The following is a 23570-nucleotide window of genomic DNA, read 5'->3' as shown; positions in this document are numbered from 1 at the left end:
CTTCGGGGCGCGGCCCCCGTCGGTCAAGCACGCCCCGAGCCGAACCACCGCTCGTACGAGGCCACCGCCAGCGCCACCATCAGCACACCGAGCAACCAGCCGCCCAGGACGTCGGAGGGCCAGTGGACGCCCAGCCAGACCCGGGTCAGTCCGACACCCACGACGGAGACCGCGGCCAGCAGCAGAGCCGTACGCGGCAGGGCGCGTCCGGCGCCGTACAGATGCAGCAGCCACAGCAACAGCCCGCACACCACCGTCGCCGTCATGGCGTGGCCCGAGGGGAAGGCCGCGTAGTGGGCCGAGTCCACGGGGTCGGGCCAGACGGGCCGCTCGCGGCCGATCGCCGCCTTCAGGCCCTGCTGCACCACGGTGCCCAGCGCACAGGTGGCCGCCAGCCACAGGGCAAGCACCCAGGCCGAGTGCCGCCACACCAGCCAGACCACCGTGACCGCGCACACCGCGCGCATCGTCCAGGGGTCCCACACCCAGTCCGTCAGCACGCGGAACACCTGGGTGAGGCCGGGCTGATCGACCGCCCAGCGGTGGGTGGTGCGTGCGATGTCGCCGTCGAGGGCGAGCAGCGGACGCCAGGAGAACGCGACCAGCAGCAGAAGCAGTACGGAGGGCACGGCGAGGGCGGCCGCGGTGAGAGCCGCGGTCCGTGGGGCCGGTGGGCGGGGCGGCGAGTCGACGGGCGGGGAGTGCATACGGTGATCCTCGCCGACGGACGGGGCCGGAGGCGAACCTGAGCCCACCGGTGCCGGGCGAGGGGGTGCCGTTCGGATCACCTCGGATCAGGCAGCGGCGCATGATGCCGGTGCATCGCAAGGTGGAGCATGACCCGCGTACCGGGCGTACTCGGTTGATGCGACTACACGGCGAAGTGCGTGCCAGACGCCGCGTACCCCGGGGTGATCCAAACGACACTCCTAGCCGAGCGCACTTAAGCCCGGCACCAACGCCACCAGCAGCGGGATCGCCGGCACCAGCGTGGCGGCCGCCGTCAGCCGCAGCCGCCGCGCCGCCGTGAGCCGCTCCGGCGGGGTCAGCAGCCGGTGCACCCGCTCCCGGACCTGGGCCGCCGGTGTCGGGCCGGGCCCGAAGACGCCCCGGTCCTCGTTCAGTTCCACCAGCGCGAGGGCGAAGGTGAGGCGGCCGAAGCGGCGGGACGCCATGTCGTCGGCGGCCAGTTCGACCAGGCGATGCATCTCGTCGCGGAACGCGGCGAACACGGGCACCTGCGGAAAGCCGACGGCCAGCGCGGCCGAACAGTGCAGCAGCCAGTCGTGCCGGGCCCGCGCGTGCCCCTGCTCGTGGGCGAGCACGGCGTCCAGCCGGCGACCCTCGAGCCGACGCAACGCGGCCGTGGTGATGACGAGCCGAGGCGCCGCGCCGGGCAGCCACCAGGCGTCCGGACGCTCCCCCTCCAGCACGACCAGCCGGTCGCTGCCCGGCTCCTCACCGGGCAACAGCGGTGCGCGTACGAGGAGTTCGGCACGGCTGCGGCGATGCCGCGCCCGGGCTCTCAGCACCTCGCGGACCAGCATGGCCGCGGTCCAGGCGGCGCCGCAGGCGAGCGCCACGGCGGTGGTCGCGGCCCAGGGGCTGCCCGTGCTCAGCGCGTAGGCATCCACGACCGAGTGCGGCGCGGGAGCGAACACATGGCCACGCACCGCCACCCAGGCGGCGGCCGCGCTGAGCGTCATCGACAGCGCACAGCACAGCAGAACGGCCGCCACCACGCACTGCCACGCCCACAGGGCGACCACCGGCTCACGGTCCGGCCAGTCCGCCCGGGCGAGCAGTCGTGGAGCGACCACGGCGGCCAGGGCGCCGAGCAGCAACAGTGCCGCGGGGACCATCATGAGTGAACCCTATGAGCGGAGCGTCGCCGGAGGATACGGGACGCAACAGCAAAGTGACGTACGCCACGGTTTCGTACAGTCGGGACGGGGGGCGGGTTTCAGAGCGTGACCAGCATGGCCAGCATCGCGATCGCCATGGACAGTCGGCACGCCCGCGACAGCTCGGGACGATCCCCCCAACCGAGGGTGCGGGTGCCGCCGACCGAGGTCCGGGTGTCACCTGCCGAGGTTCGGGTGCCCCCGGCCATCGCCGCGACCGGGAGCAGCCGGGCCCCGGACCGCAGTACATACCCGGCGAAGTAGAGCAGGAAGATTCCGGTCACCGGCGGGACCCCGGAACCGACGTGCCCGTGCTGCCCCGGAGCGGTCGCCATCACGCTCGCCATGTAGACCATCGCGAAGGCCCCGACCAGGTGGTGCAGATGGTGCGGGCTTCTGCGGGCCGCCCACAGCTCGCGTATCGCGGCCGCGCCGAACACCGCGGCATACGCGATCCAGGCCCAGCGTGGCGGCGTGGCCACCGCCGCGGGCACGGCCATCGCCGCCATGCCGAATCCCATGAGCGCCTCGCCGCCCGCGCTGCGGCGCTGCTCCTCGACGGCGCTGCGCATCCGCAGCAGGCAGTAGGCCCCGGTCGCCGCGCACAGCACGACGAGCAGCCAGCCGGGCGAGACCGGTCCGTGCACCGCGTACCTCCGCTCGACGGAGTCGGACATAGGGCAGCCGGTGATGGCGGACATTCGGTCGAAGCATGCCCGCGTCCCGAGGGGTGCATGCGGGAGGGGGTATGTTTCACGAGTAAAATACCTGCTAACATTAAACGTATGAGTAGTGCGCCCTCCCCGTCCCCCCGTGTACGTCGCCTCCCGCTGGCCGGTGCGCTGCGCCTCGGGCGGCCCTCCGACATCTGGTTCAAGCCCGCGCTGAGCTCGGTCGCCTCGATCGCCCCACCGAATCTCACGCTCCTGGCGCTCGGCCGGCTGGACCTGGCGATGTACACCATGGCCGGGTCGCTCTGCGCGCTCTACGCCCACAACCGTCCGTACGCCGCCCGGGCCCGCGCACTGGCCTGGGTGGTGCTCGGCATGCTCGGCGGCCTCGCCGTCGCGCTGATCGCCGCGTCGCTCACGACGAACGCCGTCGTGCTGGTCACGGTCGGCGCGCTGCTGGCCGCCGTACAGAAGGCGGTGTGCGACGTCACGCGCATCGGGCCGCCCGGCCATGTCGTCCTCGCCTTCATCAGCTCCGCCTCGCTGTTCGCACCACAGACCCTCAGCCAGGTCCCCGGCCATCTCGCGCTGGGCGCCGCCGCGGGCGCCTGGGCCTGGATCGTCGGCATGGCACCCGGGCTCGTCCGTCCGCACGGCCCGGAGCGCCGCGCGACGGCCCACGCCCTGAACGCCGCGGCCGCGTACGCCGAGACGCTGGGCAGCGGTGACGCGGCCGCCCGGACCCGCGCCGCCGCGGCCGCGGCCGTCCACGGTGCCTGGCAGTCGCTGCTGTCGACCGGCGCCCGCTCCGCGCCCCGGCGCGCCCTCGAACGGCTCGTCGTGCGGGCGGAGGTCGCACTCGCCGCGCCCGCCGACACGGACGCCGAGCGGCTGCGTGACTGGGCACGCGCACTGCGCGGCACCGGGCCGGTGCCGTATCCCGACGACCTCGGGGACGCCGCCGATGAACTCCTCGGCGTGGAGGCCGAACTCGCCGTCGGCCAACGGACGTTGCTCGAACGCCTCGGCCCGCTGGGCCCCATCGTCCTGCGCACCGCGCTCGGCTGCGCCCTGGCCGGCTACGTCTCGCTCGCGCTCGGCGTCGGCCGCCCCTACTGGGCGCTCGTCACCGCCGCCTCGCTCTACCAGGCCAACGTCACCCTGACCTGGAGCCGGGGAGTACAGCGCGTCGTCGGCAATCTCGTCGGCGTCCTCGTCTTCGCGGCGATCGCCCCGCTCGCTCACCTGAGCCAGGTGGCCCTCGTCCTGTTCTGTCTCGCCTTCAACTTCGGCGCCGAGGCACTGATCGGCCGCAACTACTGGCTCGGCAGCATCTGCGTGACCCCCATGGCCCTGCTCATCACCGAGTTCGCCCGCTCCCAGCAGCCCGGCGAGCTGATGACCGACCGCGTCGTGGACACCCTCGTGGGCGCGCTGGTCGGTTTCGTCGCGGCGATCGCCGTCACCAACCGGCGGGCCGGTGACCGTATCGAGCACGCCCTGCGGGCGACGGAGCGAGCCCGGGACCACGCCGTCACGATCCTGGCCGAAGAGCGTCCCGAGGCCGGCGACCTGGAGTCCGCCCGCCGCGGGCTGGCCGCCGCCGTCGTCGAACTGCGCGCCACCGCCGACGCCGCGGCCGGCGAATGGTGGCAGCGCGCCCTGCCGGAGGAACGGGTGATGCGGGCCGAGCAGGCCGGACACCGTACGCTCGCGGCGACGGTACGACGGCAGGGACTGCACTCCTTGGAGGGCGCACAGGCATGACGGAAGCGAACGGGCGTGCGGCGAGCGAGGGCGCCGCGGTCGGTCGGGGCAGGACTCCGGCGACATCGGAGTCTCCGGCGACGCCGGAGTCTGCCGCGGTATCGGAGTCTGCGGCGAGATCGGAGTCTGCGGCGGTATCGGAGGCTGCGGCCGTTTCGGCGGCAGCGGCGGATGCCACTGCCGCGCGGGCGGACGGCGCGGCCGGACCGACGCCACCGATGGACACCACGGCCGGACCGATCGCACCCATGGACATGATGGCCGCCGTGGTGCGGCAGTGGCAGGCCGTGCACCCCGACCTCGACACCGGCCCGATGGAGATCATCGGCCGGATCAACCGCTCGGCCGCACTCCTCCAGCAGGCCGAGGACGCCCCGCTGCGCCGGGCCGGGCTCACCCGGCCGGAGTTCGACGTCCTCGGGACCCTGCGGCGCACCGGCCACGAGCTGACCCCCAGCGAGATCGCCCGGGAGACGTTCTCCTCCGGGGCCGCCGTCACCAAGCGCCTCAAGCAACTGGCCGAGCGCGGCCTGGTGGAGCGCCGTGGTGACACCCGCGACCGCCGGGTGGCGCACGTCCGGCTGACCGACGCGGGGCGCGACCTCGTCGACGGCCTCCTGCCCCGGCAGCTCGCGTACGAGGCGATGGCCCTGTCCGGCATCGACCTCGCCCGGCAGCGTGAACTCTCGGCATTGTTGGGTGAGTTGCTCGGTCAGCTGGAAGGTCGTCTCGGGGTGCCCCGCGGCTGAGCCGCCGCCGGGCGCGTCGGGGATTTCGCGGCCACCCGCCCGTTGACAGGAGAAGTGCGCCACTTCTACGTTCGAGCAGCCGGTTCGACGGTCCGGCTGTCGTGCGAAATATCGAACGACTGGGGTTCACCGGGAGGCGCGCGGAGTGGCTGCACACACAGAGACGCTGACCATCGACCTCGGTGCCGACACGGGCGCCTTCCACGGAGGGGCGAGCGGCACGCTCTACGGCCTGTACGGCGATGGAGTGCCCAGCCGCAACGTGGTCGAGGGCATGTACGTCCGCACGGTGTCCACCAAGGCCCAGGACGGGACACAGCACCCGGGTGCCGACGCCCTCGACATCCTGCCGTCCTTCGTGGACTGTGGTGGCGAGGACGTCTACCTCTACATGACCGACATCTACCGGGGCTTCCCCTACCAGTGGCCCGGCGCCACGGGTGAGGAACGGCTCGCTGACTTCAGGGCCAGGGTGGCGAAGCAGGTCGGGCAGGTGCTGACGATGGGCCCGTACAAGTCCCATGTCGTGTACGTGCCGTTCAACGAGCCCGAAGGGAACATGTTCGGCACGGGGGAGTGGAGCTACGACGGAATCTCCTGGCGTACCGACCCGCGGCACTACTTCGCCGCGTGGAAGGACATCCACCGCCTGATCAAGGGCCTGGACCCGGACGCGCGTATCGCGGGCCCCAACACCAGCATCCTGTACGACGAGGTGCGAGGCTTCCTCGAGTTCGCCAAGGCGCACGACGTGCTGCCGGACGTGATCACCTGGCACGAGCTGTCGACGCCCGCCGCGATCCGCACCAACGTCGCCAAGTACCGCCGTATGGAACAGGACTTGGGGATCGACCCGCTTCCCATCAACATCAACGAGTACGCGCACAACTACCACTTGTCGGTGCCCGGGCAGATGATCCAGTGGATCTCCGCCATCGAGGAGTCGAAGATCGACGCCGACATGGCGTACTGGAACATCGACGGCAACCTCAACGACTCGGCGGTCGAGGCGAACAAGGGCAACGGCCAGTGGTGGCTGTTCCACGCCTACGGCCGGATGACGGGCCACACGGTCCGGGTGACCGCGCCCCACCCCAACGTCCAGTACACCCTGCAGGGCATCGCCACGCTCGACCGGGACAAGAGGCAGGCGCGGGTGCTGTTCGGCGGCGGGAGCGGCGACGCGGACCTCGTCTTCGAGGGCGTTGCGGCCGAGATCTTCGGCAGCACGGTGCACGCCCGGTTGCACGAGATCCCCTGGACCGGCCAGGTCGGCTCGTCCGCACAACCGTTGAGACTCCAGGACCTCGAACTGCCGGTCAAGGAAGGCAGGGTGACCCTGTCGCGGACCGGTCTCAACGAGATGTCCGCGTACGAGATCGTCCTTTCGCCGGGCGGCATCGGCGCGGTCCTCGTACCCCCGTCGGTGGGCTGGCGGCGGACGTACGAGGCCGAGAACGCGACGTACACGGGCGCCGGTTACTCCAGGAACGGGCCCGAGGGGTCACCCTCCGACGTCGACAGGTTCGCGACCTCGGGCACCTACCACATCGGCGGTCTGCGCACCGGTTCCGACGGCGTCCTCGCCTTCGCTGTCGAGGTCCCGCAGGACGGGACGTACGACCTGAGTGTCTACGCCAACTCCCACAACCTCCACGACCTGGTGCAGGAACAGGGCCCCACCAATGTCTTTCTGCGCGTCGACGGCGAGGTCCCGCAGGAACTGCGGCTGCCGCTCGGCTACAAGTCGGTGGTCTGGGGGCACACCGACACCCAGGTGCGGCTGACGGCGGGCGCGCACACCATCACGCTGTCGGCGCGGGACCCCGACCTCGGCGTCACCCGGGGCGACGCGATCATCGACAGGATCGACCTCGCGCTACGGGACGAGCACGTCACCGCGCCCGCGCTGTACGAGGCCGAGTACGCGGATCTCGACGCCGGAGCGCACGTCACCTATGAGTACCGCGGAGCCTCCGGTCCGGGCGCCGCCGTGCTGCCCCGTGGCGGCACGGCCACGTTCTGGGTGTACGCGGCCACCGACGGCGAGGCGACCGTCACCGTCGATCAACTGGGCGCTGGAGAAGGCGAGCTGATGGTCAACGGAGAGGATCTGGGCTCCCTTGGCCGCGATCCCGCACCGCTCTTCCTGGCCGGTGGCATCAACAAGGTCACGGTGCTGGCCACTTCGGCCCGCCTCGTCGTCGACCGGCTGCGGGTGGGACCGGGAGGCGGACACCTCATGACCACCGTGTACGCCGCCGAAGAGGGGACCTTGACGGGCGGGGCGAAGGTGACCGGCGCGTACCCGTTCGCCACCGGCGGGAAGGCCGTAGAGGGGATCGGCAAGGGCCGGGAGAACGCCCTCGCGCTGACCGTCACGGCCGCACGGGGCGGGCGCCACGCCCTGACCATCCGCTACTCCAACGGCGAGCAGCCCCCCGCCACCCACTACAACCCCGACCCGGTCTGCCGCCACGCGGACATCGTCGTCAACGCGGGGCCGCCACGCCGGGTGCTCTTCCCCACCACCTTCCACTTCAACAACTTCTGGCAGCTCACCGTCCCCGTCACCCTGAAGGAAGGCACCAACACCCTCACCTTCACTGCCGAGGAACTGCCCGACTTCGACGGCGACACCTCCAACCGGTACCGGCAGCGTTCCGCGTACGCTCCGGTCATCGACCAGGTGGCGGTGACACCGCTGGGCTGACGGCCGGACAGGCCCTAACGCTCATCGCCCGCCAGATAGATCCCGAACAGCGCCCCCTGCGGGTCCCGCAGCACGGCGATCCGGGGCCCCTCCGGCACGGATGTGGGCTCCATGAGCATGCTGCCGCCCGCCCCGACGGTGGCGGCCGCCGTGTCATCCACGTCCTCGACGGCGAAGTAGGGCAGCCAGTGCGCCGGCACCTCGTGCGGGAAGTGTTCGCCCATCGTCACCATGCCGCCGAAGTCGGCTCCGGCGATGCCCCACTGCGGATAGTCCTCCGAGGCGCTCAGGCTCCAGCCGAAGACCGTCGTGTAGAACTCGGTGGCCCGGTCCGGGGCGCGCGTCATCAGCTCCACCCAGCCGAGAGCGCCCGGCGCGTTGAAGAGCGCCGCGCCGGGGAAACTGCGGGCCTGCCACAACTGAAAGGCCGCACCGGTCGGGTCGAACACCACCGCGAACCGGCCGAGGTCGAACACATCCATCGGCCCGAGGACGACCGTGCCGCCCGCGTCCTGCAGGGCGTCCACGGTGGCGTCCGCGTCGGCCACGGCGAAGGACACGTTCCAGGCGACGGGCTGCGACTCCTGATACAGCGGGGAGATCGCCGCGACCGCCGCGTCGCCGAGGTACGCGACCGTGTAGCCGCCCGCCTCCTTGTCAGGGTCCGTCTCCGGGCGCCAGCCGAACAGGTCGGCGTAGAAGCCCTTGGCCGCCTCCAGGTCACTGGTCCCCAGCTCGGTCCAGCAGGGTCCGCCGGGCACCGGCTTGTCGAGCTTCATGACGCTCCTTCCACCGGGAACCCCCTCCAGCACGCTATGCCCGTGCCCCGGCCCCGGCCATCCGAAGCGGGTGCCCGCGATGTCGTCAGATCCCGGGGCGGTAGCGCAGCGGATGATCCGCCGGGATCTCCACGAGCACGATGTCGACACCGTCCGGGTCCGTGATCCACATCTCGATCAGCCCCCACGGCTCCTTCAGCGGAGGACGCTGTACCTCGACCCCGGCGGCCGACAGCTCCTCGAACGCGGCGTTCGCGTCGGCCACCTGGAGCCACAGCTTGAGCGCGGGCGAGGGCGGGGTGTCGGAGCGGCCCGAGACCTCCAGGAAGCCGCCGCCCAGGAAGTAGACGGTGCCGCGCTCGGGGCCCGTGCCGAACTCGCGGTGGACGGCCAGGCCCAGCTGTTCGCCGTAGAAGGCACGGGTGCGCTCCGGGTCGGTGGGGCGCAGGAGGGTTCGGCTGCTCAGTACATGCACCATGCACCCGGAGCCTAGCGGGGGCGTTACGCTCATCGGTGCCCGAGCCGCGCCAGAGATTCGGAGAATCGCTCCATGGACACCGCCGCCACCGGACTCACCTTCCGTGATGCCACCGACGCCGATGTGGACGCCCTCGTGACGCTGATCGAGTCGGCGTACCGCGGGGACTCCAGCCGGACCGGCTGGACCACGGAAGCGGACATCCTCGACGGGCAGCGGACCGACACCGAGGGCGTGCTCGCCGTCATCAAGTCCGCCGAGAGCCGACTGCTGACCGTCGAGCGGGACGGCAGCGTCGTCGCCTGCTGCCAGCTCGAACACCGGGGCGACCACGCCTACTTCGGTATGTTCGCGGTCAGCCCGGCACTCCAGGGCGGTGGCCTCGGCAAGGTGATCATCGCCGAGGCGGAGCGGCACGCCCGGGAGACCTGGGGCGCCGCGGAGATGCACATGACCGTGATCTCCGTACGCGACGACCTCATCGCCTGGTACGAGCGGCGCGGCTACAGCCGTACGGGAAGGATGACGCCCTTCCCGTACGGCGACGAGCGCTTCGGCATTCCGCAGCGCGACGACCTGCAGTTCGAGCTGCTGGTCAAGCCGCTCGCATAATCGTTACGCCGTGAAGCGGCCGGTGCGTTTGATCTCGGGGTAGTCGGTGGTCGCGCCGTCCAGCCCCAGGGCGCGCACCAGCCGCAGCTGGTCCTGGGTGTTCACCACCCAGCCGATGATCCTGAGGTCGGCCTTGCGGGCGTACTCGACGACCTCCAGGGTCAGCCTGCGGAGGTTGAGGCAGACGGTCGCGGCGCCCACTTCCAGGGCGCGGTCCACGACATCGACGCCGTACCGGCTCGCGATGAGCGCGGTGCGGACGCCCGGTACGAGCCGGCTGATCTCGGCGATCGCCTCGTCGTGGAACGACGACACCTCGACCCGCCCCACCACATCGCGCCGGTGCAACACCTCGGCCAGTGCCCGCGCCGCCGCCAGGTCCTTGATCTCGGCCTGGAGCGGAGCCCGGACGGCGTCCAGGACCTCCTCGAAGACGGGCACGCGCTCACCGCGCCCCGCGTCCAGGGTGCGCAGCTCGGCGAGTGTCTGCTCGGCGATCGGCCCCGAACCGTCGGTCGTACGGTCCACGTCCGCGTCGTGCATGACGACGAGCGCGCCGTCCTTGCTCAGATGCAGATCGAGTTCGATCAGGTCGAGGCCCGCGTGCTGGGCGGCGACGAAGGAACGCAGGGTGTTCTCGGGTTCCACACCCATCACTCCGCGATGACCGATGGTGAGGAAGTTCAAGGTTCGACTCGCTTCCGTCGACGGCGGCTCGGCTCGCGCGTGGAGATTCCGACGGGGCATCCACGCGGCAAGGCCGCAGCCTAATCGCCCGGCCCCGCGATGTACCCGCTCGTACGGCGGGCAATGGGTGTGCCCCGCACGGGCGGAACCGTGCCGTGTCGCCGGGGCGCGTCACCCGGGGGTGGGCGAGTCTCCCGGCGGTTGACCAAGGCCCGCCGCATGGAGCGGGAGTACCCGCCCCATGTAGCGGAAGTAGTCGCCTGCACGGTGTCACACAGGAAAAAGAGCGGTGAAGGCGGGGGTGGTGCAGGATAATCTATCGATATTCCTCTTGCGGGAAGGAACCTCGTATACATACGGTGTCTATACGCGAGGTTCTTCAGTGGAGGATGGGGCATGACGGAAATTCTTGTGCGGGTGGGTGCGGAGGGGCAGGTTCCTCCCGTGGTCAGGGTGGTGGAGCACCCGGCTTGGCCCGTGCTCAAGGATGCCGTGGAGGAGATTCGGCCCTGGCAGTCCAAGGACGGGTCGATCGACTTCGAGGCCGAGGGCGCCCCGGACGCCTCCGACGCCGATCTGGCGGTACGCCGCGCCATCGACGCGATAGAGCAACTGGCGCCCCTGCTGCCGCACGACGCCGGCTACCACGAGGCGCTGGTGAAGGACCTGCGCCGTTGGGCCGACGCGGGCTTCCAGGTGCCCGACTTCCTTGACTCGCTGCTGGCCTTCCAGCCCGCCGCGCACCGTGAGGACGGCCTGCAGCACCTGGTCGTCTTCCCGATGTACACCCAGAACGGCAACCCGGACCGCAATCTCGAGGCCGTCGTGCTGCGCATGGTCTGGCCGGAGTGGCTGGCCGAGCTGGAGCGCACCCGCTACGACAACCCGCTGTTCTGCGGTATCACCTTCGAGGACTTCACCGCGGGCTACGACACCAACTCGGCCGTTCTCTTCCCCGAGACCATCGCGGTCCGCGAGGCGCCCGAGCGCTTCAGCTGGGGCGGCATCTTCTGCGACCGCGAGGCCGCCCGCTTCCGTGCCGTCACCGACGCCGCCGTGGACATTCTCGGCCTGGAGCTGCCCGAGGACATCGCCGCGATGGTCCACGACCAGGAGCGGTGCGAGCAGGCCTTCGTGCTCTGGGACATGGTCCACGACCGCACGCACAGCCATGGCGACCTGCCCTTCGACCCGTTCATGATCAAGCAGCGTCAGCCGTTCTGGATGTACGGCCTGGAGGAGCTGCGCTGCGACCTCACCGCCTTCAAGGAGGCCGTGAAGCTGGCGGGCGACGGCTTCCCGCAGGGCCGTGACGTGCAGTACGCGGTGCTCTTCGACCGGATGTTCCGCTTCCCCGTCACCGGCGACCGGGTGCGCAACTACGACGGTCTCGGCGGCCAGCTGCTCTTCGCCTACCTGCACCAGCACGACGTCGTCCGCTGGACCGACAACAAGCTGCACATCGACTGGCAGCGCGCCCCGCAGGTCACCAACCAGCTGTGCGCCGAGATCGAGGACCTCTACCGGGCCGGCATCGACCGCCCCAAGCTGGTCCACTGGTTCAAGGCGTACGAGCTGGTCTCCACGTACCTCGCCCCGCACCCGGGCTCCCGCTGGGCCAAGGGCCCGGACGCCCTGGATCTGACCCAGACCCCGCGCAAGCTCGTGGACGACGTGCTTCCGGACGAGTTTCCGTTGAGCATGTTCTATGAGGCGCTTTCCAAGAAGCTCAAGAACGTGATCGCCTCCACCAAGGGGATTCGCGCGGCGAGCGCCGAGCGGGTCGCCGCGTGAGCGACCGCGAACAGAACACTGCTCAGGAGGCGAGGATCATGGGGAACGGGGCTCTCAGTGGAGCGGTGATCGCGGTGGCCGGCGCGGGCGGACCCGCCGGCCGGGCGACGCTTGTCCGGCTCGCCGAGGCGGGGGCGACCGTCATCGGCTCGGACAACGACCCCGAGCGGCTCGCCGAGGCCGTGGACGCGGCCAGCTACGGGCACGGCGGCGCCGCCGTCGTCGGCGACACGGTCGACCTGCTCGACCTGGATTCGACCCGTGACTGGGCCATCCGTATCGAGAAGGACTTCGGCCGCGTCGACGGCCTCGTCCACCTCGTCGGCGGCTGGCGCGGCAGTGAGACCTTCACCAGGACGAGCCTCGACGACTGGGACTTCCTGGAGTTGCTGCTCATTCGCACGGTGCAACACACCACCCTCGCCTTCCACGAGGCGTTGCAGCGCAGCGACCGCGGCCGGTACATCCTGATCAGCGCCGCGGGCGCGAGCAAGCCCACCGCGGGCAACGCCGCCTACGCCGCCGCCAAGGCCGCCGCCGAGGCCTGGACGCTTTCGATGGCCGACTTCTTCCGCAAAGCGGGGGGCGAGCAGGGCCCGACCTCCGCGGCTGCCATCCTGGTGGTCAAGGCACTGGTGCACGACGCGATGCGCGCCGAGCGCCCGAACGCGAAGTTCGCGGGCTTCACGGACGTCAAGAACCTGGCCGAGGAGATCGTCGGCGTCTGGGCGAAGTCCGCCGCAGAAGTGAACGGAAACCGCCTGTGGCTCACCGAGCAGCCGTGAACCCTCCGAAGACCGACGCCCGCCGGCACCACGACCCGGACGTCCGCGGCTTCGCCAGCGACAACTACGCCGGGGCCCACCCGGAGGTGCTCGCCGCCTTGGCCCTGGCCAACGGCGGGCACCAGATCGCGTACGGCGAGGACGTCTACACCGAGAACCTCCAGCGGATCATCCGCAGCCACTTCGGTGCCTCGGCCGAGGCCTTCCCGGTCTTCAACGGCACCGGCGCGAACGTCGTCGCGCTCCAGGCGGTCACCGACCGCTGGGGCGCGGTGATCTGCGCGGAGAGCGCGCACATCAACGTCGACGAGGGCGGCGCCCCCGAGCGCATGGGCGGCCTCAAGCTGCTCACCGTGCCCACACCCGACGGCAAGCTCACCCCCGAGCTGATCGATCGGCAGGCGTACGGCTGGGACGACGAGCACCGTGCGATGCCGCAGGTCGTCTCGATCACCCAGAACACCGAACTCGGCACCGTCTACACGCCCGACGAGATCCGCGCCATCTGTGATCATGCCCACGCGCGCGGCATGAAGGTGCACCTGGACGGGTCCCGCATATCCAACGCGGCCGCCTCCCTGAACGTCCCGATGCGGACGTTCACCAACGCGGTGGGCGTGGACATCCTGAGCCTGGGCGGGACGAAGAACGGCGCGTTGTTCGGCGAGGCCGTCGTCGTCCTCAACCAGGACGCCGTCAGCCATATGAAGCATCTGCGCAAGCTGTCGATGCAGCTCGCCTCCAAGATGCGCTTCGTCTCCGTGCAGTTGGAGGCGCTGCTCGCCAAGGATCTGTGGCTGCGCAACGCCCGCCACGCCAACGAGATGGCCCAGCGGCTCGCCGAGGGCGTGCGCGCGGTGCACGGGGTGGAGATCCTCCACCCGGTAGAGGCCAACGCGGTCTTCGCGCGCCTTCCGCACGACGTGAGCGAGCGGCTGCAGAAGCGCTACCGCTTCTACTTCTGGGACGAGGCGGCGGGCGACGTCCGCTGGATGTGCGCTTTCGACACGACCGAGGACGACGTCGACGGGTTCGTGGCGGCGCTCAAGGAGGAGATGGCCCACCAGTAGCCGTAAGAAGCGATCGTGCATAGATATGCGGTCACCTGAAAAGTCATTGACTCTCGGGTGATCGTATTCCTATGCTCTGCGGCTATGGAGCTGATCCAGAACACCACCGATCTGTCCGCTTACTTGGCTGCCGACGAGGCCGTCGACCATCATCATCCACTCGTACGGGAGACGGCCGCGCGCCTCGCCAAGGGGGCCGACGACTCGTATGCCTATGCGCGGGCGGCATTCGAATTCGTGCGTGACGCCATCCCGCATTCGCAGGACTCCAGTGATCTGCGCGTCACCTGGCGCGCCTCCGACGTCCTGGAGCGGCGCACCGGCATCTGCTACGCCAAGGCCCATGCCCTGGCCGCACTGCTGCGGGTCGAGGACATTCCGACGGCGTTCTGCTATCAGAAGTTCGACGTGGTGCACGGGCTGGTCGCCGTACGGTTCAACGGCGCGTGGCATCGGCAGGATCCCCGCGGCAACAAGCCGGGCGTGGACGCCCAGTTCTCCCTCGACGGCGAGCGGCTGGCCTTCGCGCCCGACCCGGAGTTCAATGAGTTGGACTATCCAGTCTTGTATGCTGAACCTCACCCGGTCGTACTGAGCGTCCTCAAGGCCGCCCCCGACCGACCGCACCTCTGGAAGACGCTCCCCACCGCACTCTGAGGCAGGCCATGACTCCCACGCTCACCGTGTCCGACGAGGTGCGCGCCCTCGCGCCCGCTTTCCGCCACGTCGCCGTCGAGGCCCACGGACTTCTCAACGGGCCCAGCACCGAGGGAACCTCGGCGCTGCTCGACGACGCGGCCCGCCGTCTGGCCGTACGACTGGACGGTCGCGCTCCGCACGAGGACCCGCACATGGCGGCCTGGCGGGAGGTGTACACGGCGTTCGGCTCGAAGCCGTCGCGGACGCGCAACTCCGCGGAGGCGCTCGCCAAGCGGGCCCTCTCCGGCGCCGGACTGCCCCGGATCAACGTGCTCGTCGATGTCTACAACGCGATCAGCGTCGCCCATCTGATCCCGGTCGGCGGCGAGGACATCGAGCACGTCCGGGGCGGGATGCGACTTGTGCGCGCCACCGGCGAGGAGGACTTCGTGACCGTCGCGGGCGGCGCGGAGGTCGTCGAGCACCCGGATGCAGGCGAGGTGGTGTGGTGCGACGAGGTGGGCGTGACCTGCCGGCGCTGGAACTGGCGCCAGGGCCCGCGCACCCGGCTCACGGAGGACTCGACGTCCGCGATCTTCCTGCTGGAGAGCCTGGCACCGACGCCGGCAGTGGAACAGGCCGGTGCCGAACTCGCCGAACTGCTCGAGAAGTTCAGCCCCGGGGCGCGGATCACAGTCCACGCCCCGGCGTGACGGTTCAGACCGACCGGCACATGGGGGGGTGGGCGAAGGAGCGGGGCTGGGTGCGTGCAGCTGCAAGGCGGAGGAGGGAGGCAACGCGGAGCGATGGGGGTCCCTCCCCGCTCGAGCGAAGCCGAGAGCTTGGGGGAGACTGACGACAACGCCGCAGATGTGCGCACCCAGCCCCGCGACGCCGCCCCCCCATTTGCCCGTCGGTCTCAGCGCGCTTCGGCCGCGCGCACCTCTTCGGGGGTCGGCGCCGTGCCGCCGAGGTGCGCCGGCATCCACCATGTGTCGTCCGCGCCGTTGGGCCGGACGGGATAGGCGCGCTGCGCGGACTCCAGGAGCTCCTGACAGCGCTCGCGCAGCCGCCGGGTGATCGCGCCCGCGTACTGGTCCTGCGGGGCCTCCATCGGCTCGCCGACCCGGATCGTGACCGGGGTGTGGCTGCGCTTGAAGTTGCGTGCGTGGCCCTTGGTCCACAGTCGCTGGGTGCCCCACAGCGCCATCGGGATGAGCGGGACGCCGGCTTCCTGGGCCAGCCGCGCGGCACCCGACTTGAAGCTCTTCAGGGTGAAGGACTGCGAGATGGTCGCCTCGGGGAAGACGCCGACGATCTCACCGGAACGCAGCGAGTTGAGCGCGTGCTGGTACGCGTTCTCCCCCTGCTTGCGGTCCACCGGGATGTGCTTCATGCTCCGCATCAGCGGGCCGGAGATCTTGTGCCGGAACACCGACTCCTTCGCCATGAAGCGCACCAGGCGCCTCTGCGGCAGCGCGGCCAGACCGTCGAAGATGAAGTCCAGATAGCTGATGTGGTTACTGACCAGCACGGCGCCGCCCGAGCGCGGAATGTTCTCCGACCCCTTGCAGTCGATCTTGAGGTCCCACACCTTGAACAACGTTTGGGCGAGACCGACGACGGGACGGTAGACAAGCTCTGCCATGGACGGGGTGGACCCTTCTCTCTGCTCGGGAAGGGGGGCTCCCGGCGGGAAAGTTACGCAGCCGTAGGTTTACGGCATTGCGCAGATCGTGCCCCAAGAACGGACGGGTGGCCAGTCCTGGTGCCGGAGAACGGCGAGATCCTCGTCACGTCCACCACTTGATCCACCTCGGCCTTTTAACCTGCCTTTACTCTGCGCGTACCGCCATCCGACGCACGATCAGGTACATCTCGCATCCCAAGCAATACCCGAACGCCGCATTGAGAAAGGCTGCCGCCAGCGCACAACCGGTCGCCGCGAGGCCGAGCCACTCGGGCCCCGCTGTGAACCCGATCAGCCCCACGACCGTGAACACCAGCCCGATGGCCTGCGCGAACTGCGGCGGCTGCGGCGCCTCGAACTCCGTGGGCGGCCCCAGCCGGGGTCGTACGGCCTTCTTGTACAGCCAGCCGTACGGGGAGCGTGGCATGCCTCCCGACGCGCCCAGCGCGAACGCCAGCACCTGCCAGGCCAGTAGCCAGGCGCTGCCGGTGATCAGCGCGACCGCCAGTACGACGGCCGTCACGGCCGCACCGAACCGCGGTCCTCTTGCGTCAATGTCCATGAACCAAGCATTCCGCACCGGTGGCGATGCATGGACCCGGGAATCTTTGCGGTCGTGTGAATGCTTGTGCAGGTGATGACCGGACTTGTGGTGTGCGTGGTGGTGCTCGCGGCGGCGAGCGCGTACGGAGTGCTGCATCGGCGGCGGAGCGGGAGGGTGAGAGTGCGCGGGCGGGACGGCGGAAAGCGGCTGGGCGCGGCCGAGTTGGGGGAGGGGCTCGGTGAGCGGGCCACGCTGGTCCAGTTCTCCAGCGCGTTCTGCGCACCCTGCCGGGCGACCCGGCGTGTGCTGGCCGAGGTGGCCGAGATGGTCCCGGGCGTGTCCCATGTGGAGGTCGACGCCGAGGATCGCCTGGAGCTCGTCCGTGAACTCGACATCCTCAAGACCCCGACCGTACTTGTGCTCGACGCGGACGGACGGATCGTGCGGCGGGCAACGGGGCAGCCGCGCAAGGCGGATGTGATCGCCGCCCTGGGCGAGGCCGTCTGAGTGGCGGTGATCCCGGTGAGCCAGGTGATGCAGGTCGCGGCGGTGCAGGTCCCAGTGGTCCAGGTGAGGCATCTCCCAGATGCCGGAACGCACTTGACTGCACGCGCCATCTATCGTCAACCTGACCGTATGCCCCCGGAACTCCTTCTCTTCGAGCGTGTCCACGTGGACCTGGCCCGCACCGCGAGTGCGCGCTGTCCGCGCTGCTGAGCAGCCACGGATCCCTCGTCACCCCTCGCAGAAGGACAACTCCATGACGGCCACGCCCGACCTCGGCACTCCTCAGCTTGCCGCTCCCGACCTGCTGCGCTCCGTCTTCCGGCGGCATGCGGCCGGTGTCGCCGTGATCACTGCTCCCGGTGGCGGGGGCCCCGTCGGCTTCACCGCCACCTCGCTCACCTCGGTCTCCGCCGAGCCTCCGATCGTCTCCTTCGGTATCGGCGTCGGCGCGTCCAGTTGGCCCGCGATCTCCGAGTCCGACCATGTCGGCGTCCACATACTCGGCGAACACCAGCACGAACTGGCCGCCACCTTCGCCAGGAGCGGGGCCGACCGCTTTGGCGCGCCCACCCGCTGGCGCCAGGGTCCCGAGGGTGTTCCCGTCCTTGACGACGTTCTGGCCTGGCTGGTGTGCCGCGTCGTTGCGCGCGTGCCCGCGGGGGATCATCACGTCGTCCTTGCCGAGGCCGTCCGCGGTGACCCGTCGGGCGCCGGCCGCCCGCTCCTGTACCACCAGGGGCGCTTCAACGGCCTGCGCGACTGAAAGCTACCGTCTGACCTACTCGTCGGTCCTACTCGCCAGTCCTACTCGTCGGTTACGCAGCGTTGCCAAGGTCACAGTTCAAAGCGCTTGCTCAGTGGGCAGGAACTGGGTGTACTGGCGAGTAATATTTCGTTCGGAGCGCGGGCCGCCCCGACCGGGATCGGCCGCTTCAGGCGCCTATGCTGCCTGAAAGAAGGCAGCCCAGAAGAGACGATGCAGTAGGAGAGCCGGCGTGAGCTTGAGGATCGTTGTCACTGTGAAGTACGTGCCCGACGCCACTGGCGACCGGCACTTCGCCGATGACCTGACCGTCGACCGTGACGACGTGGACGGCCTGCTGTCCGAGCTCGACGAGTACGCGGTCGAGCAGGCGCTGCAGATCGCCGACGAGGCCGACGACGCGGAGATCACGGTGCTGACCGTGGGCCCCGAGGACGCCAAGGACGCGCTGCGCAAGGCGCTTTCGATGGGCGCCGACAAGGCGATCCACGTCGAGGACGACGACCTGCACGGCACCGACATCATCGGTACGTCGCTGGTGCTGGCGAAGGCGATCGAGAAGGCCGGCTTCGACCTGGTCATCTCGGGCATGGCCTCCACCGACGGCACCGCCGGTGTGGTCCCCGCCCTGCTGGCCGAGCGTCTGGGCGTCCCGCAGGTCACGCTGCTGTCCGAGGTCTCCGTCGAGGGTGGCCCAACTGGCACGGTCAAGGGCCGCCGTGACGGCGACTCCGCCTCCGAGCAGCTGGAGGCTTCGCTGCCGGCGGTCGTGTCGGTCACCGACCAGTCGGGTGAGGCGCGTTATCCGTCCTTCAAGGGCATCATGGCCGCCAAGAAGAAGCCGGTGGAGTCCTGGGACCTGGAGGACCTGGAGATCGAGGCGGACGAGGTCGGTCTCGAGGGTGCTTGGACCAAGGTCGACTCCGCGTCCGAGCGCCCGGCGCGCACCGCCGGCACGATCGTCAAGGACGAGGGCGAGGGCGGCAAGCAGCTCGCCGAGTTCCTCGCGGGCCAGAAGTTCATCTAAAGGCCCCGTCGAGGCTCGCTGAACCCCCATTCGCTGACCGCCCCTCATCTTTCGTAAGCAGGAGAGAAGAAGTCCCATGGCTGAAGTTCTCGTCTACGTCGACCACGTGGACGGTGCCGTCCGCAAGCCCACCCTGGAGCTGCTGACGCTGGCCCGTCGCATCGGTGAGCCCGTTGCCGTCGCCCTCGGCTCCGGTGCCGAGGCCACCGCCGCCACGCTCGCCGAGCACGGCGCGGTGAAGGTCCTCACGCATGACGCCGCCGAGTACGCCGACTACCTGGTCGTTCCGAAGGTGGACGCTCTGCAGGCCGCCTACGAGGCCGTCTCCCCGGCCGCCGTGCTCGTCCCGTCCTCCGTCGAGGGCAAGGAGATCGCGGCCCGCCTCGCGGTCCGCATCGGCTCGGGCATCATCACCGACGCCGTCGACCTGGAGGCCGGCGACGAGGGTCCGGTGGCTACGCAGTCCGCGTTCGCCGCCTCCTTCTCCACCAAGTCCCGTGTCTCGAAGGGCACCCCGGTCATCACGGTCAAGCCGAACTCGGCTCCCGTGGAGGCTGCCCCGGCCGCCGGCGCCGTCGAGGCCCTCGCCGTGTCCTTCTCGGAGAAGGCCACCGGCACCAAGGTCACCGCTCGCACCCCGCGCGAGTCCACCGGCCGCCCCGAGCTGACCGAGGCCGCGATCGTGGTCTCCGGCGGCCGTGGAGTCAACGGCGCCGAGAACTTCTCCCTCATCGAGGCGCTCGCCGACTCCCTCGGTGCCGCCGTGGGCGCCTCGCGCGCCGCGGTCGACGCCGGCTGGTACCCGCACACCAACCAGGTGGGCCAGACCGGCAAGTCCGTGTCGCCGCAGCTGTACATCGCCTCCGGCATCTCCGGCGCGATCCAGCACCGCGCCGGTATGCAGACCTCGAAGACGATCGTGGCGATCAACAAGGACGCCGAGGCCCCGATCTTCGACCTGGTCGACTACGGCGTGGTCGGCGACCTCTTCGAGGTCGTCCCGCAGCTCACCGAGGAGATCAACACCCGCAAGGGCTGAGCGTCAGTGAAGTACGAGGCCCCTGTGACCGTCGCGGTCACAGGGGCCTCGGCGCATGCTCATCCCAGGGTCAGCGTGGCCTGCACGGGCAGATGGTCGCTCGGGAACTGACCGTTCAGGGCGAACGTGTTGATCGACGCGCGATGCGCGGTCACCCCGGGGGTGGCGAGGATCCAGTCGATGCGGTCGCCGTCCGGCGTCAGCGGCTGGTACCCGTGGAACGTGGCGTACAACGCGCTTCGCTCCGCCGCGGTGTCCCAGGTGTCGACGAGACCGGTGCCCAGCATCGTGTCGTAGACCGGGCTCTTGTGGGCCGCGACATTGAAGTCGCCGGTCACGATCAGCGGCAGGGAACGGTCGAGCCCCGAGGTCCGTTGACCGATCAGGGCGGCGGCACGCGCGCGTGCACTCTGACTCGAGTTGTCCAGATGCGTGTTGAGGAAGTAGAACTCCCGCCCGTTGTCGCCGAGGTCGCGGAAGCGCACCCAGGTGACCATGCGGATGGAGCCACCGCCCCAGGTGTTCGACCCGATCACGTCGGGGGTGTCCGAGAGCCAGAAGTGGTCGTACTCGACGGGTGCCAGTCGGCGGGTGTCGTACAAGATCGCCATGAACTCGTCCCGGCTGCCGCCCGCGCGGCCGGTGCCGACCCAGTCGTGGTGGGGGCCCAGGTCCGCCTCGATGTCGCGGATCTGCTGGTAGAGACCCTCCTGGGTGCCGATGACATGCGGCCGTTCCCGGCGCAGCAACGCTCGCATCGCGGGTCGGCGCACGGCCCAACTGTCGGGTTCCGTGGTGCTCGCGAAACGAAGGTTGAAGGTCATGACCTTCAGACGGGGATCGGGTGCCTCCTCCGCCGGGGCGGGAGGAGCCTGGGCGGGAGAAGCCGAAGCGGCAGAATCGGGCAGTGCTGTACTGGAGAGGGGCAGGGCGACCGCCGCGGCCAACGCGGCCTGCAGACCCAGGCGGCGCGTGACTCGTCTGATGTTCGGCACATGGGCTCCTTCGGTGGGGCTGCCGGGCGAGTCGTGGCTACGGGAGTGTGATACCACCGTGAGACATGGGCGTGAACATGCGGAAAGCCCGGAGTGGCCCCGTCAGGAAGTGGTGTTGACCACCCGGAAGATCCCCGGATAACTTCGTTCAACGGATTGTTGAATCCGTGGGACGGAAAACAGGAGGCTGTCGGATGGGTCAGGGCCAGCAGGAACAGGTGGCGACGAGCCTCGCGGGCGCCGTCAGCGAGGAGATCAGCGCCTCCCTCGCCCCGGTCGACGCCGAACTGGAGCGTCGTTATCCGGGAGACCCCGGCACCCGGCAGCCCGTCCACACCGTGTACGTCCCCGGTGATGTGTTCGCCGCCGACACCGTCCGCTCGTGGGGCGAGAGGGCTCTCGCGTCCCTCGACGAGCACGCCCCGGACGCCGCCTCCTTCGCCGCGGTCCTCGGCCTCGCCGACGACCTCGCCGAGCCGGTGTACGACCGCGTGCGGGCCAAGTTGGAGCGCGAGCCCATCGAGGACCTGCGGGTCGACTTCGAGGACGGCTACGGCCCGCGCCCGGACGCCGAGGAGGACGAGGCTGCGGCGCGCGCGGCCCGGCTGATCGCGGAGGCGTACGAGAACGGCACGGCAGCCCCGTACATGGGCATCCGCATGAAGTGCATGGAGGCCCCGGTGCGCGACCGAGGGATCCGCACCCTCGACATCTTCCTCACCGGCCTGATGGAGGCCGGCGGGCTGCCCGACGGGCTCGTCCTGACGCTGCCGAAGGTGACGTACGCCGAGCAAGTCACCGCGATGGTCCGGCTCCTGGAGGAGTTCGAGAAGGCGCGCGGTCTGGAGCCCGGCCGGATCGGCTTCGAGATCCAGATCGAGACCAGCCAGTCGATCCTGGCGACCGACGGCACCGCGACGGTCGCCCGCATGATCCAGGCCGCCGAGGGTCGCGCCACCGGTCTGCACTACGGCACCTTCGACTACAGCGCCTGCCTCGGGGTCAGTGCCGCCTACCAGGCCGGCGACCACCCTGCCGCCGATCACGCCAAGGCGATCATGCAGGTCGCGGCCGCGGGCACCGGCGTACGCGTCTCGGACGGCTCCACGAACGTTCTGCCGATCGGCCCGACCGAGAAGGTCCATGACGCCTGGCGGCTGCACTACGGCCTCACCCGTCGTGCCCTGGCCCGCGCCTACTACCAGGGCTGGGACATGCACCCCGGCCACATCCCGACCCGCTACGCGGCCGTCTTCGCCTTCTACCGCGAGGGCTTCGAGCAGGCCGCGGCCCGCCTCGCCCGCTATGCCAACCGCGCGGGCGGCGACGTGATGGACGAGCCCGCCACCGCCAAGGCCCTCAGCGGCTACCTGCTGCGCGGCCTGGACTGCGGCGCCCTCGACATCGCGGAGGTGGCACGGGTGACGGGTCTGACGCGGGCGGACCTGGAGAGTTTCGCGGTGCCGAGGCGGGGAGACCTGACGATCTCGGCAAAGTAGCGCGCCCCGCTTTCAAGGGCGTGGGGCTCTGACATCGTGCAGCTCCGCCGCGTGGCGCTACCGGCTACGAACAACCCGCACCGCGACGACGGACCCGTCTGACGGACCCGCCTATACGTACCCTTCCAGACCGGACGCGATGGTCAGCCCTTCCTCGGCCAACAGCCCGGTTCCCCGCACGCACAGCTCCGCATCGAAGCGGGCCCGGGCGCAGAACTCCTCCGGCGTGTTCCCGAACAGCTTCCGCAGGCGTGGTGAGCCGGCCAGGAGCGAGGTGAGCAGCGGGCGCTCGCCGGGGTGCGCGCGGGGGACCCCGGAGCCGTTGTGGAGGACCCCGCGACGGTTGACGTAGATGTAGGCGCCGGGCAGGAGTTCACCGGAGTCCAGCTCGATACGGATATCGGAGGAGGGAAGCCACGCCCGGTCGTACGCGCCGGTCGGCACCGGGACGCTCTCGCTCGCGTCGACCACCGCGAGCTGGGCCGCGTCGAGCCAGGTGAGGAACAACGCGCCGACCGCGCCCGGGGCGTGGAACGGCGACGCGGACACGTACCCCATCGGACTCACATGGGCCGAGACACCGACGCCGATGCCACGGACCCGCGCCAGCACCATCGGGATCGTGCCGGACACCTCGTACTCCGCCATCTTGTGCCGGAGTTGGGCGGGGCAGGCGTTGGAGCCGACCGCGAGGACCGGGACGCGGTCCTCGTACACCCGGCGGGTCAGCGGCAACAGGCGGTCCCCGGCGAGGAGTACGGACTCCGTGGGCCAGGCGCCCGGGTATCTCAGCGGGTGGTCGCGGGGTGCCACGGCGAGGCCGAGGGCTGCGAGGGTGCGGGGGTCCTGGACGACCAC

At 70.2% G+C, this 23570-nt stretch carries 24 protein-coding genes; 14 read left to right on the top strand and 10 right to left on the bottom strand.

Annotated features, from left to right (window positions below):
* Nucleotides 1-23: 23 nt before the first annotated feature.
* From AB0D57_RS15460 to AB0D57_RS15450, 3 genes are all read right to left on the bottom strand, one after another.
* Nucleotides 24-707 carry a phosphatase PAP2 family protein gene (locus tag AB0D57_RS15460; RefSeq protein ID WP_362071905.1) on the bottom strand — a complete coding sequence of 228 codons (684 nt, stop codon included), beginning with the start codon at nucleotides 705-707 and terminating at the stop codon, nucleotides 24-26.
* A 222-nt stretch (nucleotides 708-929) separates the two neighbouring features.
* The gene (locus AB0D57_RS15455; protein ID WP_362071903.1) at nucleotides 930-1865 is read right to left on the bottom strand and encodes a M56 family metallopeptidase; all 936 of its coding nucleotides are present in this window, start codon (nucleotides 1863-1865) and stop codon (nucleotides 930-932) included.
* Between the two features lie 98 nt (nucleotides 1866-1963).
* Nucleotides 1964-2551, bottom strand: coding sequence for a DUF5134 domain-containing protein (locus AB0D57_RS15450; RefSeq protein WP_362072013.1), 588 nt, complete (start codon nucleotides 2549-2551; stop codon nucleotides 1964-1966).
* 138 nt (nucleotides 2552-2689) lie between these two features.
* On the opposite strand from AB0D57_RS15450, the gene AB0D57_RS15445 reads away from it, so the two are divergent.
* From AB0D57_RS15445 to AB0D57_RS15435, 3 genes are all read left to right on the top strand, one after another.
* A complete protein-coding gene (locus AB0D57_RS15445; RefSeq protein WP_362071901.1) occupies nucleotides 2690-4342 on the top strand; it encodes an FUSC family protein in 1653 nt (550 codons plus the stop codon).
* 218 nt (nucleotides 4343-4560) lie between these two features.
* Nucleotides 4561-5091, top strand: coding sequence for a MarR family transcriptional regulator (locus tag AB0D57_RS15440; protein WP_362071899.1), 531 nt, complete (start codon nucleotides 4561-4563; stop codon nucleotides 5089-5091).
* 145 nt (nucleotides 5092-5236) lie between these two features.
* Nucleotides 5237-7804: a cellulosome protein gene (locus tag AB0D57_RS15435; RefSeq protein ID WP_362071897.1), complete on the top strand. Its 2568-nt coding sequence runs from the start codon at nucleotides 5237-5239 to the stop codon at nucleotides 7802-7804.
* A 14-nt stretch (nucleotides 7805-7818) separates the two neighbouring features.
* On the opposite strand, the gene AB0D57_RS15430 is transcribed toward AB0D57_RS15435, so the two are convergent.
* Together AB0D57_RS15430 and AB0D57_RS15425 are read right to left on the bottom strand one after the other, a co-directional pair.
* The gene (locus AB0D57_RS15430; protein ID WP_362071895.1) at nucleotides 7819-8583 is read right to left on the bottom strand and encodes a VOC family protein; all 765 of its coding nucleotides are present in this window, start codon (nucleotides 8581-8583) and stop codon (nucleotides 7819-7821) included.
* 85 nt (nucleotides 8584-8668) lie between these two features.
* On the bottom strand, nucleotides 8669-9061 hold the full coding sequence (locus AB0D57_RS15425; protein ID WP_362071893.1) for a VOC family protein: 393 nt from the start codon (nucleotides 9059-9061) through the stop codon (nucleotides 8669-8671).
* Nucleotides 9062-9133: 72 nt separating this feature from the next.
* Here AB0D57_RS15425 and AB0D57_RS15420 point away from each other — a divergent pair, with 72 nt between their 5' ends.
* Nucleotides 9134-9673: a GNAT family N-acetyltransferase gene (locus AB0D57_RS15420; protein ID WP_362071891.1), complete on the top strand. Its 540-nt coding sequence runs from the start codon at nucleotides 9134-9136 to the stop codon at nucleotides 9671-9673.
* 3 nt (nucleotides 9674-9676) lie between these two features.
* Here the strand turns inward: AB0D57_RS15420 and AB0D57_RS15415 are convergent, their stop codons facing one another.
* The gene (locus tag AB0D57_RS15415; RefSeq protein WP_362071889.1) at nucleotides 9677-10360 is read right to left on the bottom strand and encodes a glycerophosphodiester phosphodiesterase family protein; all 684 of its coding nucleotides are present in this window, start codon (nucleotides 10358-10360) and stop codon (nucleotides 9677-9679) included.
* 396 nt (nucleotides 10361-10756) lie between these two features.
* Here AB0D57_RS15415 and AB0D57_RS15410 point away from each other — a divergent pair, with 396 nt between their 5' ends.
* From AB0D57_RS15410 to AB0D57_RS15390, 5 genes are all read left to right on the top strand, one after another.
* Nucleotides 10757-12154, top strand: coding sequence for a DUF6421 family protein (locus tag AB0D57_RS15410; protein WP_362071887.1), 1398 nt, complete (start codon nucleotides 10757-10759; stop codon nucleotides 12152-12154).
* Between the two features lie 38 nt (nucleotides 12155-12192).
* On the top strand, nucleotides 12193-12939 hold the full coding sequence (locus AB0D57_RS15405) for an SDR family oxidoreductase (protein ID WP_362071885.1): 747 nt from the start codon (nucleotides 12193-12195) through the stop codon (nucleotides 12937-12939).
* Entirely contained in the window at nucleotides 12936-14009 is a 1074-nt protein-coding gene (locus tag AB0D57_RS15400; RefSeq protein ID WP_362071883.1) for a low specificity L-threonine aldolase, read from the top strand. Before AB0D57_RS15405 ends, AB0D57_RS15400 begins: the two co-directional genes overlap by 4 nt.
* Before the next feature lie 84 nt (nucleotides 14010-14093).
* Nucleotides 14094-14666 (top strand): transglutaminase family protein, encoded by a 573-nt coding sequence (locus tag AB0D57_RS15395; RefSeq protein WP_362071881.1) that lies wholly within the window; start codon nucleotides 14094-14096, stop codon nucleotides 14664-14666.
* A gap of 8 nt (nucleotides 14667-14674) precedes the next feature.
* Nucleotides 14675-15361 (top strand): phenylalanine--tRNA ligase beta subunit-related protein, encoded by a 687-nt coding sequence (locus AB0D57_RS15390; RefSeq protein ID WP_362071879.1) that lies wholly within the window; start codon nucleotides 14675-14677, stop codon nucleotides 15359-15361.
* 206 nt (nucleotides 15362-15567) lie between these two features.
* Here the strand turns inward: AB0D57_RS15390 and AB0D57_RS15385 are convergent, their stop codons facing one another.
* Both AB0D57_RS15385 and AB0D57_RS15380 read right to left on the bottom strand, forming a co-directional pair.
* The gene (locus AB0D57_RS15385) at nucleotides 15568-16296 is read right to left on the bottom strand and encodes a lysophospholipid acyltransferase family protein (protein ID WP_362071877.1); all 729 of its coding nucleotides are present in this window, start codon (nucleotides 16294-16296) and stop codon (nucleotides 15568-15570) included.
* Nucleotides 16297-16483: 187 nt separating this feature from the next.
* Entirely contained in the window at nucleotides 16484-16900 is a 417-nt protein-coding gene (locus tag AB0D57_RS15380; RefSeq protein ID WP_362071875.1) for a DUF4395 domain-containing protein, read from the bottom strand.
* Nucleotides 16901-16975: 75 nt separating this feature from the next.
* Here AB0D57_RS15380 and AB0D57_RS15375 point away from each other — a divergent pair, with 75 nt between their 5' ends.
* From AB0D57_RS15375 to AB0D57_RS15360, 4 genes are all read left to right on the top strand, one after another.
* Nucleotides 16976-17389 (top strand): thioredoxin family protein, encoded by a 414-nt coding sequence (locus AB0D57_RS15375; RefSeq protein ID WP_362072011.1) that lies wholly within the window; start codon nucleotides 16976-16978, stop codon nucleotides 17387-17389.
* A gap of 253 nt (nucleotides 17390-17642) precedes the next feature.
* Nucleotides 17643-18152, top strand: a complete 510-nt coding sequence (locus AB0D57_RS15370) for a flavin reductase family protein (protein ID WP_362071873.1) — start codon at nucleotides 17643-17645, stop codon at nucleotides 18150-18152.
* Nucleotides 18153-18384: 232 nt separating this feature from the next.
* The gene (locus tag AB0D57_RS15365; RefSeq protein WP_362071871.1) at nucleotides 18385-19179 is read left to right on the top strand and encodes an electron transfer flavoprotein subunit beta/FixA family protein; all 795 of its coding nucleotides are present in this window, start codon (nucleotides 18385-18387) and stop codon (nucleotides 19177-19179) included.
* 76 nt (nucleotides 19180-19255) lie between these two features.
* Complete coding sequence (locus AB0D57_RS15360; protein ID WP_362071869.1) at nucleotides 19256-20218, top strand: electron transfer flavoprotein subunit alpha/FixB family protein; 963 nt, start codon at nucleotides 19256-19258, stop codon at nucleotides 20216-20218.
* Nucleotides 20219-20277: 59 nt separating this feature from the next.
* Here AB0D57_RS15360 and AB0D57_RS15355 read toward each other — a convergent pair whose 3' ends face one another.
* Complete coding sequence (locus AB0D57_RS15355; protein WP_362071867.1) at nucleotides 20278-21213, bottom strand: endonuclease/exonuclease/phosphatase family protein; 936 nt, start codon at nucleotides 21211-21213, stop codon at nucleotides 20278-20280.
* A gap of 194 nt (nucleotides 21214-21407) precedes the next feature.
* Here AB0D57_RS15355 and AB0D57_RS15350 point away from each other — a divergent pair, with 194 nt between their 5' ends.
* Nucleotides 21408-22712, top strand: coding sequence for an aldolase/citrate lyase family protein (locus AB0D57_RS15350; protein WP_362071865.1), 1305 nt, complete (start codon nucleotides 21408-21410; stop codon nucleotides 22710-22712).
* Between the two features lie 111 nt (nucleotides 22713-22823).
* On the opposite strand, the gene AB0D57_RS15345 is transcribed toward AB0D57_RS15350, so the two are convergent.
* The gene (locus tag AB0D57_RS15345; protein ID WP_362071863.1) at nucleotides 22824-23570 is read right to left on the bottom strand and encodes a hypothetical protein; all 747 of its coding nucleotides are present in this window, start codon (nucleotides 23568-23570) and stop codon (nucleotides 22824-22826) included.

It is taken from the genome of Streptomyces sp. NPDC048275 (genome assembly GCF_040652275.1).
Lineage (GTDB): Bacteria > Actinomycetota > Actinomycetes > Streptomycetales > Streptomycetaceae > Streptomyces.
Note: the sequence above shows the minus strand (reverse complement) of the source record. Positions and strands in the feature narration are given on the sequence as shown.

Bases quoted from the DNA above. Each gene is read 5' to 3' on its own strand.
- AB0D57_RS15460 (WP_362071905.1), bottom strand. From the start codon at position 707: ATGCACTCCCCGCCCGTCGACTCGCCGCCCCGCCCACCGGCCCCACGG.
- AB0D57_RS15455 (WP_362071903.1), bottom strand. From the start codon at position 1,865: ATGATGGTCCCCGCGGCACTGTTGCTGCTCGGCGCCCTGGCCGCCGTG.
- AB0D57_RS15445 (WP_362071901.1), top strand. From the start codon at position 2,690: ATGAGTAGTGCGCCCTCCCCGTCCCCCCGTGTACGTCGCCTCCCGCTG.
- AB0D57_RS15440 (WP_362071899.1), top strand. From the start codon at position 4,561: ATGGACACCACGGCCGGACCGATCGCACCCATGGACATGATGGCCGCC.
- AB0D57_RS15430 (WP_362071895.1), bottom strand. From the start codon at position 8,583: ATGAAGCTCGACAAGCCGGTGCCCGGCGGACCCTGCTGGACCGAGCTG.
- AB0D57_RS15425 (WP_362071893.1), bottom strand. From the start codon at position 9,061: ATGGTGCATGTACTGAGCAGCCGAACCCTCCTGCGCCCCACCGACCCG.
- AB0D57_RS15420 (WP_362071891.1), top strand. From the start codon at position 9,134: ATGGACACCGCCGCCACCGGACTCACCTTCCGTGATGCCACCGACGCC.
- AB0D57_RS15410 (WP_362071887.1), top strand. From the start codon at position 10,757: ATGACGGAAATTCTTGTGCGGGTGGGTGCGGAGGGGCAGGTTCCTCCC.
- AB0D57_RS15405 (WP_362071885.1), top strand. From the start codon at position 12,193: ATGGGGAACGGGGCTCTCAGTGGAGCGGTGATCGCGGTGGCCGGCGCG.
- AB0D57_RS15395 (WP_362071881.1), top strand. From the start codon at position 14,094: ATGGAGCTGATCCAGAACACCACCGATCTGTCCGCTTACTTGGCTGCC.
- AB0D57_RS15390 (WP_362071879.1), top strand. From the start codon at position 14,675: ATGACTCCCACGCTCACCGTGTCCGACGAGGTGCGCGCCCTCGCGCCC.
- AB0D57_RS15385 (WP_362071877.1), bottom strand. From the start codon at position 16,296: ATGGCAGAGCTTGTCTACCGTCCCGTCGTCGGTCTCGCCCAAACGTTG.
- AB0D57_RS15380 (WP_362071875.1), bottom strand. From the start codon at position 16,900: ATGGACATTGACGCAAGAGGACCGCGGTTCGGTGCGGCCGTGACGGCC.
- AB0D57_RS15375 (WP_362072011.1), top strand. From the start codon at position 16,976: ATGACCGGACTTGTGGTGTGCGTGGTGGTGCTCGCGGCGGCGAGCGCG.
- AB0D57_RS15370 (WP_362071873.1), top strand. From the start codon at position 17,643: ATGACGGCCACGCCCGACCTCGGCACTCCTCAGCTTGCCGCTCCCGAC.
- AB0D57_RS15360 (WP_362071869.1), top strand. From the start codon at position 19,256: ATGGCTGAAGTTCTCGTCTACGTCGACCACGTGGACGGTGCCGTCCGC.
- AB0D57_RS15350 (WP_362071865.1), top strand. From the start codon at position 21,408: ATGGGTCAGGGCCAGCAGGAACAGGTGGCGACGAGCCTCGCGGGCGCC.